10 protein-coding genes are annotated in these 12,074 nt (G+C 54.9%); 7 read left to right on the top strand and 3 right to left on the bottom strand.

Annotation, left to right across the window (positions count from 1 at the left end; genetic code table 11):
* Nucleotides 1-81: 81 nt before the first annotated feature.
* Complete coding sequence (locus BLT55_RS00050) at nucleotides 82-582, bottom strand: hypothetical protein (RefSeq protein WP_055001711.1); 501 nt, start codon at nucleotides 580-582, stop codon at nucleotides 82-84.
* Complete coding sequence (locus BLT55_RS00045; RefSeq protein WP_055001710.1) at nucleotides 579-1,076, bottom strand: toxin-antitoxin system HicB family antitoxin; 498 nt, start codon at nucleotides 1,074-1,076, stop codon at nucleotides 579-581. The genes BLT55_RS00050 and BLT55_RS00045 overlap by 4 nt, the downstream gene beginning before the upstream one ends.
* A gap of 842 nt (nucleotides 1,077-1,918) precedes the next feature.
* On the opposite strand from BLT55_RS00045, the gene BLT55_RS00040 reads away from it, so the two are divergent.
* The 7 genes from BLT55_RS00040 to BLT55_RS00015 all read left to right on the top strand — a co-directional run bounded on the left by BLT55_RS00040 (nucleotide 1,919) and on the right by BLT55_RS00015 (nucleotide 10,944).
* Entirely contained in the window at nucleotides 1,919-2,539 is a 621-nt protein-coding gene (locus BLT55_RS00040; RefSeq protein ID WP_223862820.1) for a type VI secretion system-associated protein TagO, read from the top strand.
* A gap of 561 nt (nucleotides 2,540-3,100) precedes the next feature.
* Nucleotides 3,101-3,556: a DUF2280 domain-containing protein gene (locus BLT55_RS00035; protein ID WP_055001708.1), complete on the top strand. Its 456-nt coding sequence runs from the start codon at nucleotides 3,101-3,103 to the stop codon at nucleotides 3,554-3,556.
* A 390-nt stretch (nucleotides 3,557-3,946) separates the two neighbouring features.
* Nucleotides 3,947-4,924 carry an IS5 family transposase gene (locus tag BLT55_RS00030; protein WP_074799822.1) on the top strand — a complete coding sequence of 326 codons (978 nt, stop codon included), beginning with the start codon at nucleotides 3,947-3,949 and terminating at the stop codon, nucleotides 4,922-4,924.
* A gap of 482 nt (nucleotides 4,925-5,406) precedes the next feature.
* Nucleotides 5,407-5,574, top strand: coding sequence for a hypothetical protein (locus BLT55_RS33335; RefSeq protein ID WP_164989081.1), 168 nt, complete (start codon nucleotides 5,407-5,409; stop codon nucleotides 5,572-5,574).
* A 278-nt stretch (nucleotides 5,575-5,852) separates the two neighbouring features.
* Nucleotides 5,853-9,701: a phage tail tape measure protein gene (locus BLT55_RS00025; protein WP_223862828.1), complete on the top strand. Its 3,849-nt coding sequence runs from the start codon at nucleotides 5,853-5,855 to the stop codon at nucleotides 9,699-9,701.
* A gap of 110 nt (nucleotides 9,702-9,811) precedes the next feature.
* Nucleotides 9,812-10,102, top strand: a complete 291-nt coding sequence (locus BLT55_RS00020; RefSeq protein ID WP_055001936.1) for a hypothetical protein — start codon at nucleotides 9,812-9,814, stop codon at nucleotides 10,100-10,102.
* 224 nt (nucleotides 10,103-10,326) lie between these two features.
* Nucleotides 10,327-10,944 carry a recombinase family protein gene (locus BLT55_RS00015; RefSeq protein WP_054998997.1) on the top strand — a complete coding sequence of 206 codons (618 nt, stop codon included), beginning with the start codon at nucleotides 10,327-10,329 and terminating at the stop codon, nucleotides 10,942-10,944.
* Between the two features lie 334 nt (nucleotides 10,945-11,278).
* Here the strand turns inward: BLT55_RS00015 and BLT55_RS33690 are convergent.
* A partial coding sequence (locus tag BLT55_RS33690) for a hypothetical protein (RefSeq protein ID WP_208601277.1) occupies nucleotides 11,279-12,074 on the bottom strand: 796 nt, incomplete at its 5' end.

The following is a 12,074-nucleotide window of genomic DNA, read 5'->3' as shown; positions in this document are numbered from 1 at the left end:
GGCGCGTGGCAGAGCGCCCGCTTGTGTCGACCTCAACGAATGGCTGACCCGGCGATGACCAGAAATAAAAAAAACCCTGCATCAGCAGGGTTGTTCGTCATTCGTAGCTCTAATTCGCATTGGAAGCACCAGTTTTGGCATATTCATACGTTGAAGCTGAGATGTGACATATTCACGCCAATAGGGCCATACATGATAAGGAACATTTTTAAGAGCAAATGCATCCAAAGCCTCTTCATCCTCAGTAATGGTAGAGTCTACGATATCGTAATCAGCTTCCATCGTAGCTTCTACAATCGCCAGAACCTCAATATCCTCATCTTTTTTAGCTGCATCATCCTTGCAAATTATTCTGACACCCAGCTCAGACGTAACTCGAAACATTTTAAGCGGACCATTATCCGACTCCGCCTCTATGACAGCAGAAGCGGTTATAAAATTTTTAGTCTGAAAACTCAAGCGATCACTACGAGCATCAAACTTCGGATCGAAATCACTACCAAGGCTAGAAGAAGAGTCTTTTATAAAGACATCAATCAACTTCAACGAGGCGATTGCCTTGGTAAACGCGTGGTTACTCATGCTGCTTCTGCCGGGGAATAGCTCTTACCGCCCACAACTCGCAGGGAAGACTGTCGCACAATCTTACGCTCAACATGCGCATTCGATACCGCGTAACTCATTGCGACACTTTGATAGTAACCTCTACTACCCGAATCTTGACCGACGTCAAAACCGTGAAAATCGGACAACACAGAAACCACTAGTGCATTTAAACTAACATCTTCGCCTTCAGCGACATGAGTAAGGTAGCGATGCAATGTCTTTGGAAGACGCAATGTCATCCTGCCGCTATAATCTTCAATGGCACAAATCGGCGGTGGCATTACTTTGCCCGACGCTTCCATTTCCAAAGCTGTCTGCTCGATACTATCAATAACCAGCGCATATGCCTCCTCATGGGTATCGGCATACTCTTCCAAATAAGGAATTTCTTTAACGCGCGCCTGAAAGCACTCTTCGCCTTCAAAATTCCCTTTGCGAATTTCGATGGAGTAGCTGCTTGCATCAATCATTTATTTCTCTCCAATTTTTCGAGAAGGTCCTGAAAATCACTCAAAACCCTTATCACCTTGACCACATAGGGGGCCTTGATGATCGAATCCTTTCCATGCCCACAATTGTAGCTTGCGGACGTAAATTCCTTCAGACCTTGGTGAAAAAAACACCTTATGTCCAGGCGTCTTTCCTTCCTTGATCACGAAACCAAACCCCTCGAGAATGGTTCTCATTTCACCGCACCTAACGCTTGCCTTCCGGGAACGCAGGTCTGCGATGACAGGGCCAACCTTACAACACATATGACACCGCCGGTAGTGTCAGTTCCGAAAATTTCATCGAATTCCATCTCGGTTCGTGGGCGATAAAGGGTACGCCTCAGTGATAGCACATCATACGTCAGCATCTCCCAAATAAAAAAGCTTGAGAAATCGCATGCTTGCGAAATCGCCCTCGACCTGACGTTGTGCTTGGGCAGTGAGTACCTGAACCACGGGTGTGGTGATATGTCGCAGTCGATTCAAAGTTTGCTGGTGTGCCCATGTCATTTTTGCTTCTTGATAACAGGCCTTAACCAAATGATTGATTACAAATCCACTGCACGCGCCGACGGATGCTTAGCTGGCTTTTGCATATGAGGGCCGGAAGCGCTCCCCTCGAATGAACTGCAATGCAGGTTTTCAGGGCAGTCCGGTCACATATACATAGGCCATCACAAACCCAGGGGCCGACCATGCAACACACCACCGATCTGCATCAAATCTGCTAACGGGCTCGTTGAGTCTGAGATTTGAAGAGGGGCGTGCGCGACGAATTGATGGCAAGGTAGAATCACCCTTCATCTATGGAGGGTTGTACTGTGCGTAATTTGGCGATAACTGGATTGATTTGCCTCTCGGCCATGACGGCATCTACGCCAGGGCTCGCGGCGATTAGCGATACATCAATCGCGGCATGCTCAGCAATAAAAGGCGACGTTCAGCGACTGGCATGCTTCGACAAGATTGCCGATGACGCAGGGCTCGCGGAGAAGACAACGCCAACTAAAACCGAGGGCTCGGGGAAGTGGTACACCGCCACCAAGACCGACCATTTGAACGACAAGCCTGTTTACACGGCGGCTTTAGGGTCTGAAGGCGGCACGGGCAGGTCGGTAGAAAGCGTGGTCATGCTTGCACGCTGTGCCGACGGTAAAACTGAGCTTTTCGTTAACTGGTCTTCATTCATCGGTACTGACGACACAGACGTTACCTATCGCATAGGCAAAAGCAAGGCCATTACCAGGTCCTGGCAGATATCCACTGACAACACTTCGACCTTCTATCCGGGCTCTCCGATCAAGGCTATGAAGGAAATGATGGAGTCAGACAAGTTTATCGTTAACGTAACCCCATATAGCGAAAGCCCGGTCACGGCGATCTTTGACATCTCAGGCGCAGAAGCGGCGTTTGCAGATATCAGAAAAGGATGCAGTTGGTAATTTCAATCTGCCTCGTCAGAGCCTGCCACTGAGCGGGCTCGTGTGCTACCAGCACCGACCTCTTCTCTTGACCTTCTGCTCGGGCGCGGCTTCCCGCACCCGCATCTGCTCCTTCCCCTCAGACACAAGCCGCACGATATCGCGTATAGAATTCAGTTTTGCCGTGTATATACCAGCCATTGTGAAATCAAGCGCTTCACTGTCACTCCGCTACGATTCCTTAAGGAGGCGCTGATTTATTCGATTTTTCGTCCCTGCAACGCTCTGGAGGCCTTGATTTATCTGGGGGCAACAGCTGGGTTTTAGAATAAATCAGCGTCTCCTTAAGTCTATTTGGCGGCATTGGGCCGTTCTACATGCGCTGATCCGATAACCTTGACAGACGGGCATGGCGCGGGGCTAAGGAGGCGCTGATTTATTCGATTTTTCGTCCCTGCAACGCTCTGGAGGCCTTGATTTATCTGGGGGCAACAGCTGGGTTTTAGAATAAATCAGCGTCTCCCTAATGATCTGCGAGACCATGCGGTCAATTCTTGACAGAACCTAGACAGAATCGACCCTATGGCCGCGCTGACTCCCGAAATCAAAACCTTTATCGTCCAGGCGCTGGCTTGTTTCGATTCGCCCTCGCAGGTCGCTGAGGCCGTAAAGACTAATTTCGGGGTGACTGTGTCCCGCCAGCAGGTCGAGATTAACGACCCGACCAAGCGCTCTAGCAAGGGGCTGGCTAAGCGCTGGGTGACATTATTTGAAGACACCCGGGCTAACTTTCGCGAAGCTATTGCAGAGGTTCCAGTAGCGAATCGGGCCTATCGCCTGCGTGCGCTCGGGCGAATGGTGGAGAATGCTGAGGAGCGTGGGCATCTTGCTCAAGCAGCGAAGTTGCTGGAGCAGGCCGCCAAGGAATGTGGCGACATGCACACCGTGCGCAGCAACGTTGGCGCAGGATCTAGCCGAGAGCCGGCCACTCAAATATCTCCGTCGCACCAGGTTGACCCAGCTAAGCCCAAGGCCTGATCAGCACCGTCCGTCAAGATCGATTTCCCGCGCGCGGAACCTGACAAAACCTGACATTCAAGAGGTCGATGCGAAGCTCGCGGCCAGATTCACATAAGCAGCTCGCACTGGTATCCAGCTTGGTATCCACGCTTTTGCAGCTGTTTCCAATGGTTGAATGACCATTCATTCGCGAAACACCCCATGAATGAGGCCTAACGTAGCTTTGGCATGCTATGAGATCGAGCGATATGTCAACAATTGTCAACGTTTGGCGTAATGGCTACCACGGAGGTAACCAAGGTGGTAACCACCAAGCCGCTAAGGAGGCGCTGCAAAAATAGCCAACTGTCCCCACCCTTGGCACACTAAGTTCCTTCAACAGCCTCCCTCTCCGTGAGCGTTACGCGCGTGCAGAAGACCTTCTCCGAACTCGAATATACCGGCAAGAAAAAGCAGACTCGCCGAGATCGCTTCCTGGCTGACCTTGAACAGTTGGTGCCCTGGGCCCTGCTGGAGGCGCAAGTGGCGCCGTTTTATAGCAACACCGCAGGCAAGCGCGGACGCCCTGCGATAGGGGTGTCGCGCATGTTGCGCATGTACGTCGTGCAGCAGTGTTTCGGTTTCTCCGATGAAGGTTGCGAAGATGCCGTCTACGACAGCCAGGCCATCCGCGGTTTTATGAGTATCGACCTGGGTCGCGAGTCTGCACCGGATGCCACCACCTTGCTGCGTTTTCGCCGCTTGCTGGAAGTCCATCAGCTAACCCGGCTGCTGTTTGAAACGATTAACCAGCATCTGGCCAGCCGGGGGCTGCTGCTCAAGGAAGGCACTATCGTCGACGCTACTCTGATCGCCGCGCCGCCCTCGGTCAAGAACCGAGAAGGCAAGCGTGATCCTGAGATGCATCAGGCCAGGAAAGGCAATCAATGGCACTTTGGGATGAAGGCCCACATTGGTGTAGACGCCACGTCGGGGCTGGTGCACAGCGTAGTAGGGACGGCCGCTAACGTGGCGGATGTCACCCAGGTTGGCCAGTTGCTTCACGGTGACGAAACCTATGTTTCGGGTGACGCTGGATACACCGGTGCGGCCAAGCGACCGGAGCATGCTGAACGGGACGTTATCTGGTCGATTGCAGAACGGCCAAGCAGTTACAAGCAGCACGGCGAAGGCAGCGTGCTGTATCGGGTCAAGCGCAAAATTGAATATGCCAAGGCGCAACTGCGTGCCAAGGTCGAGCACCCCTTCCAGGTAATCAAGGTGCGCTTCAATCATCGCAAGGTTCGCTACCGTGGGCTGGAAAAGAATACAGCGCAGTTGTTCAGTTTGTTTGGGTTGGCCAATCTGATGCTGGCCAAGCGGTATTTACAACAGACGGCAGGATAAATCCGTCTGAAAGGCGGGACTGGCCCGCCTTTCAGCAAAATGAGGGCAGAAATCTGCTCGAGAAACGTAAAATAAGGCCGGCAGGTTGAAAAAAACCGGCTTGGAAATGGGGACGGTGCGAACGGGTTAATTGTTCAGCGTCTCCCTAAGCTCATAGAATCTCGCGCCACAATTTCACGTACTGTCGTTTCGTGGCGCGGAACAACTCTCTCCCATTAGGGCGGCCCTCGCCCAACCTCAATCTGAGGCTGAACCGCTGAGCCGAAAATTCACCCCTGTATCACTTTGCCTATCGGCGACTTACTGCGACAAAAACGCCCTTCAAAATTTCACCGCCCATCCGCTTTCTGGGGTTCTTTTAGTCTATTACTGCCTCGTTTTATGTATCACTCTAAGTGCACCCTAAAAATACTGGTTATATGCGCATATTAGCTCTAATGTCGACTCTGTAAGGCTTCATCCAGCCAGCAGAGGAACAATCCATGTCAACAACCAGTAAGCAGCGTGGACAACAAGCCAAACCAACCCGTGCAGAAGTCAAAGCAGCCTGGAGTCGTCTTCGTTCAGCAGCTGACCAGGGTAACGTTCAGGCGAGTGCTTTGCTCATCGCGTTGACTGAAAACAAGCCGGTGCTTGGCGTGCACGCCTAAGCAAAACGAGCACCAGGAGCAGTTAACACTGCATGAAATCACGACTTAGCTCATCAGGCCATGGCGAACTATCAGTGGACGCTGTCGGTTGGCATCCACCCCATGAGATGACGCTCACCGAGCTCATGACGGCCTATGCCAATGCTTTTAAAACACCTCAAAACTGACATCCAGCAAACCAACCCATCTTTCGACTACTTCTTGGTCGCCAACGCGCCTGCCGGCTTAATTACGCAAGAACACATAGCGGGACTGTACGTCGCGCTCAGGAGCTTCTGATGGCCCTTACATCCCGTTTAGCGCTTGAGGTCGACAGCCGGAGCGCACAGCAGCAAGTAGACGATCTTCGCCGGGGCCTGATTGCCCTCAATGATGCAGGCCTGCGCAGCGGGCCGGTACTGTCCGGAGCTTCCAAGGCAGTGAGCGACACTGGTCGCAATTCCGCGTCAGCAGGTGCCCAGGTTCAAGCGCTCGAAAGGCGCGTGCGCTCGCTGTCATCGGCGGCCGCTGGCCTGGCTGGACCGCTTGTTGCGGCAGTCAGCACGAAAGCGTTTTACGACGCAGCCGAGGCCTACAGCACCCTCACGAACCGCATGAAGCTGGTGACCGATGGTGCTGGTGAGCTGGCCACGGCACAAAAGGCTGTGTTCGATATCGCGCAAAGCTCCCATCAGCCGCTCAATGCCACGGCCGAGCTGTATCAGCGGATCGCGACGAACCAGAAAGAATTGAAACTGACCGGGGCAGGTGTTGCCGGCGTCGTCGGTACCATCAGCAAAACCTTGGCCATCTCCGGCGCATCGGCATCGTCGGCCAACGCAGCGTTGGTGCAGCTCGGGCAGGCGTTTGCATCCGGAACACTGCGAGGCGAAGAGCTGAACAGTGTCATGGAGCAGGCCCCAGCATTGGCGCAGGCTATCGCGGCTGGCATGGGTAAGACCGTCGGGGAGCTGCGCACGCTCGGTGCCGCTGGGCTTCTGACGGCTGACTCGGTTGTAAAGGCGCTCCAGGCTCAGCAGCAGGCCGTCGACCAGCTTTTCGCCAGGACTGCCGTGACGATCGGCAACAGCATCACTGCGCTGGACAACTCGTTCACGCAGCTGGTCGGCAAGATGGACCAGGCCAGCGGTGTCAGCGCAACCATATCATCTGCATTCGTTGCCGCTTCCAAGTCCATGGATGCGCTGACCAGCGACTCGTCAGCCACCTACCTCATGCTTTCCCGGGTGTCGAATGCAGCGGAAACGCTCGCCTACATCATCGGCGGTCGACTGGTTCTGTCGACGGGCCAGGCCATCGCCAATTTAGCACTGTCGACCAAGGCTTCTATCCAGCAGGCCGCCGCGCTTTACAGCGCTACCGCTGCAACGCTGACTGCAAACAAGGCTGAGGCGGAGTCAGCGAAACAGGCGGTGCTGAGTGCACAGTCAAAGCAGGCCGACGCAAATGCCACGCTCGCCCGGGCAAATGCCGAACTGGTAGCAGCAGAACAAAAGCTGGCTGCAGACAGGATGCGCCAGGAGTCTGAACTCAACAATATGAGGTCTGTACAAGCGGCTTTGGTTGCCGAGCGCGAGCTTGAAGTGTCCAAGCTGTCGAGCCAGATATCCGAACAGGGTCGAGCTGCAGCACGCAACAGAATGGCTGTAGCGAGGCTCGACGAAATCAAAATAATCAAGCAGATCCAGGCCGCCGAAATCCAGTTGGCAGCCACCACGACCGCTGCGTCTGCCGAGATTCAGCAGGCCTACGTCGTGAGGTCTGCAGCAGCAGCGGGGGTAGCTGAGACCACCTTGGCCGCCAATGCCGCCATACGAGCCTCAGAGACAGCCACAGCGGCAGTGACGACGGCCAGCAAGGCGCTGCTTGTCGCGAGCGCTGCCGGACGCGGCTTATTGGGGCTTCTGACCGGGCCTGTCGGCTTGATTGCCATGACCGGCGCGGTTGCCTACTCATTCCTGAGCGTCGGCGATCGAGCTGACGATGCATCCAAGTCACTGATCAGCCATAACGCCACCGTCAGCGAGACGGTAAGCGCATACAAGGCCCTGTCGGCTGAGCAGCAGCGCCTGCAAAAAATCACCTGGGCCGACCAGCAGGCAGCAGCGTTGGACAAGGCATCATCTGCCCTCGACGACTACGCCTACAAGGTAGAACGGGGCATCACCCTCGGGCCGTTTGCCGATCAGTTCCGCAGCATGATTGTCGAGGTCGAATCAGGAAAGCGAAGCCTCGACAGCGTCACGCAATGGATTCAGACGAACAGCAACGCGACCCCTGACTTCATTCGTAAGCTGGCCGAGCTGGCCGCGACGCAACAAACGAATACGGCCTCGGCCGCAGACCTGGCCACGAAGCTGGGCACCGTCGATGCAGCCACGAAGGCAATATCGCAAAGCACTGGGAATCTCACGATAAGTCAGAGCGGTTCAGGCTCTCAGACGAAGGCGCAAGTCGCTGAGTGGGAAAAGTACATTGCAAAACTGACTGAATCACGCGACCTGATCGGTGCAAACGCGAAGGCCGAAGCCGCCCTTCTGGCCCAGAAAATGGGGCTGACCAAGGCGCAGGCCGCTCAATCCAGCATTGTGGCCGAGCAAACCGACCTTCTGAGAAAGTATGAAAGCGCGGTCAAGGAGGCGGACAAGGTCCAGCAGGCCGCACTTAAGGCCCAGCTTGTCGCCTTGTACACCCAGCAGCAGGCAGCAGAGGACGCGACTGCAGCGGTCAAGAAGAGTCACGAAGAGGCAGCCAAGGCCGCCGAGGCCAGCGCCAACAAGCAGATAAACCAGATGCAGCGCGTCATAGACAAAGCGCTCACTCTGAGCAAGGGCACAAACCTGCTTTTGCTGCCACAGACGAAACAGCAGGCCCTGACCGGTGCCGCCCTTCTTACAGGGAGCTCTACGGTCAACAAGAACGCCGGCAAGACGAAGGCCTTCCAGGAGGACGCCGGCACGAAGCTACTCGATGACGCCAGGCAGCGTTATGCGGTCCTGCAGCAGCAAAGCCGTGAGTTGCTGATACAGGACGGCACAACCAGGTCCATCGGTGCCGAGCAGAAGAAGCTGGTCGAACTGGAAACAGAGATCGCCCAGCTCAAGGAAAAGAAAACGCTCACTACTGCGCAGAAGCAGGTTCTGGTTATGGCCGATCTGAACCTCGCACAGCAGAAGCAGAACGCGGCGCTGGAGAAAGAAAACGAACTGCGCAAGCTGGCCACCGAGGAAACCCAAAAGCTGTTTTCCTTTCAGGCGAATCTGAATAGCCAGCTCGTCAAAGACCGGACCGGACTGAACAACAGCCTTTCCGGGCTGGTCATGGGCGACCAGCAGCGCGCCAGGATGCAGGAGCAATTCGGCATTCAGGAGCAGTACCAGTCGCAACTGGATGCTCTCGCAGCGCAGCGCAACGAAGACAAGATCACCCCGGAGCTGTACGCCAAGCAGACCGCAGCACTGAACGCAGCACTGCAAAGCCGACTGGCGATGCAGCGTCAGTATTACACCGACGTCGACCGGGCAGAGCAGGATTGGACGCTGGGCGCGAGTTCAGCAATGCAGACCTACCTGGAGCAGTCGCGCAACGTCGCAGGACAGACAAACCAACTGTTCACCCGTGCCTTCGGCAACATGGAGGACGCGGTTATCAACTTCGTGAAGACCGGCAAAGCGTCATTCAGCGACTTTGCCGACGGTGTGGTTTCCGACCTCATCCGCATTCAGTTGCGCCAGGCAGCCGCGGGCTTCCTGAGCACTGCATTCGGATTCATGACCGGTGGTGCATCCACGCTCGGCCAGGGTGTCATGACCGGATCAAGCCAGACCATTTCCAAAACCGAATTCTCGGATGGCGGCTTTACTGGCATCGGTGGCAAGTACGAAGAAAAAGGCGTGGTGCATGGCGGCGAGTTTGTCGTGAAAAAAGAAGTGGTCAGCCAGCCCGGCGCGCGTGATTTCCTGGAGCGCATGAACGCCAACAAGAAGGGCTACGCCGACGGCGGGTATGTCGGCAGTACTGCATCCACATCCAAGGCGTCCAGCTCTTCCGCGTCGGTAAGCATGCCAACGATCGAACAGAACTTTTACTTTCAGGGGGGCGCTGACGGAAACATGGCGCAGCAGTAGAAGCAAGCGGCTGACGATGGCGCAAGCCGGGGCATGAAGGGTGCCTACGAGATGATGCTGCGCGACTTCCAGCGAAATCGTCCGGCAATGCAAATTATCAGGGGTAAGCGATGAAAATTAGCGATATCAATATGCCGGAACTGATCGAAGCGCTAAGCCAGGCTCTGGTACCGGTAATCTTCAAGAACATGGAGGCCGAAACGCCTCCCCATGTATGGCGGGAGCGCGCGCAGTTGAACGCTGACGTCATGGGCCGATTTATCGCGGTGATCCACTGCGGCGAAGAGGTCGGACCAGAGGTTGTCGAGCTGACCGAGATTTTCACGAAACAGATGCGAGAGAGCTACACCGAATCGTTCGGCACCTTGCTAGGACCTCGGGGCAAGCTTAGCGCGGTGTAAACAAAGGTATGCCTGAGCTGATACGAGCATATCTTCGCATATTAGGGAGGCGCTGATTTATTCGATTTTTCGTCCCTGCAACGCTCTGGAGGCCTTGATTTATCTGGGGGCAACAGCTGGGTTTTAGAATAAATCAGCGTCTCCTTAGGTCTTTTCGCTTGATATGTTACACCCAAAGTGCAACAGTATCAGTGAGACATCTAAACTGATACGGGAAGCACTTCATGTTCATCCGCGCATACCTCAGAGCATCGACCGACGAGCAGGACGCTGGCCGCGCACGGGCATCGCTCGAGCAGTTCGCTACGGACCACAATAAGGTAATCGCCAGCATCTACCTGGAGAATGCCAGCGGAGCGGCTGCTGACCGGCCGGAGCTGCTTCGCCTGCTCAAAGATGCGCGCAAGGGTGATGTGCTGCTGGTGGAATCAATCGACCGCCTCTCACGCCTGCCGGTGGATGACTGGAAGAAGCTCAAAGCCGCGATTGACTCCAAGGGGTTGCGCATCGTTGCACTCGATCTGCCGACCAGCCACCAGGGGATGCAGGACACGAAAGGCGATGAGTTCACCGGACGGATGCTGGGCGCAATCAACTCGATGCTGGTGGAGATGATGGCCGCAATTGCCCGCAAGGATTATGAGCAGCGACGCGAACGCCAGGCGCAGGGGATCGAGAAGGCGAAGGCCGAGGGCAAGTATCAGGGCCGCCCGGTCGACGCCGATCTGCACAAACGCGTGAAAGAGTTGCTGAAGGCCGGGCTGGGTATCCGTGCCACTGCCCGGCACGCTGACTGCTCAACTACAACCGTGATGAGAATCAAAGACTCAATCACAGCATAGATTGGCTTTACCGCCCTTCCCTAGCATAACGCCCGACGTCAGTTATTCACTCAGCAACGGCGGTGGAGATACCCATGACATGAGCGCATCGACACTGTCCACTCTACCGATGAGGTTTCTTGCTTCCTGAACCTTATTAATGAGCTGAGATCGAGCCTCATCACTCAGGTCGGTTGAACGATTGATTATGTCATCGAAAAAATCCTCAACCTTACTATCCGCGCTCCACTTTTCGATGATGCTTAGGGAGCCGCTGATTTATTCGATTTTTCGTCCCTGCAACGCTCTGGAGGCCTTGATTTATCAGGGGGCAACAGCTGTGCTTTAGAATAAATCAGCGTCTCCTTAGGAGCTCGTGTAACGCATCTTTCCGAGTTTTGATTACTAGTGAGCGCTGATTCTTCAGCCGAGCAACTCTTCTCTCTTCCTCCCAACGTTTCCGCTCCAAATCTGCCTCTCGATGAGCCTCAGCAAGTTTGGGGCCCAGGGAAGTAGCGCTGCTAATCAACGAATGTATGATTTCATCGATCTGCTTCGAGAGGCTGGCATTTTGCTCCGTCCAAGTCTGTGTCCAATCGACCAAAGCGTAAGGGCTGTATGCTCTGAGGCAGAGTCGTTTAGTTGGAGCCCGGTCAGTAATCACCCGGTAGCGCGCAGCTCTGGTTCCGCTCCATAGTCCGGGCTTGAGCTTTCTAGCCTCGCTTACAGGCAGGTACTTACCGTCGATATAGACGACCTCTTTGTCGGCCGTTTGCTCATAGATCGTGAGGCCGATTGCTAGCTCACCGATAAATACCAGAGTTGGCCGAGCGGGTGCCCAATTGCTAGTTTCAAATACCGAGCGTATTAGCCGGCCTTCTTCCTCACCGAGAGCCTTGCGCGCGTACCCGACCTGAACACAAGCGACGGAAACCCGATGTTGATAGTCGCGAAAACGGTTCGCTATTTTCTGAAGGATCATCGCCGCCCTGCGAAGAGTAGGCTCTGTAACTACGAGGTCAGGTAGATTTCGTTTTTTTGGCTTGAGGTAACCGTGGCCGGCTACCCTGCCATCCGTGAACGAATCTAGCGATCCCATCAACATAACCCGACTGTCACTTCGGTCTTTCAACGCAGCGTCAGCGGACACA

Source organism: Pseudomonas cannabina, from assembly GCF_900100365.1.
Taxonomy (GTDB): Bacteria; Pseudomonadota; Gammaproteobacteria; order Pseudomonadales; family Pseudomonadaceae; genus Aquipseudomonas; species Aquipseudomonas cannabina.
Note: the sequence above shows the minus strand (reverse complement) of the source record. Positions and strands in the feature narration are given on the sequence as shown.

What these genes read in the sequence shown, in the direction of transcription:
- BLT55_RS33335 (WP_164989081.1), top strand. Translation starts at nt 5,407, where the DNA reads ATGTCAACAACCAGTAAGCAGCGTGGACAACAAGCCAAACCAACCCGT.
- BLT55_RS00025 (WP_223862828.1), top strand. Translation starts at nt 5,853, where the DNA reads ATGGCCCTTACATCCCGTTTAGCGCTTGAGGTCGACAGCCGGAGCGCA.
- BLT55_RS00035 (WP_055001708.1), top strand. Translation starts at nt 3,101, where the DNA reads ATGGCCGCGCTGACTCCCGAAATCAAAACCTTTATCGTCCAGGCGCTG.
- BLT55_RS00020 (WP_055001936.1), top strand. Translation starts at nt 9,812, where the DNA reads ATGAAAATTAGCGATATCAATATGCCGGAACTGATCGAAGCGCTAAGC.
- BLT55_RS00015 (WP_054998997.1), top strand. Translation starts at nt 10,327, where the DNA reads ATGTTCATCCGCGCATACCTCAGAGCATCGACCGACGAGCAGGACGCT.
- BLT55_RS00045 (WP_055001710.1), bottom strand. Translation starts at nt 1,076, where the DNA reads ATGATTGATGCAAGCAGCTACTCCATCGAAATTCGCAAAGGGAATTTT.
- BLT55_RS00050 (WP_055001711.1), bottom strand. Translation starts at nt 582, where the DNA reads ATGAGTAACCACGCGTTTACCAAGGCAATCGCCTCGTTGAAGTTGATT.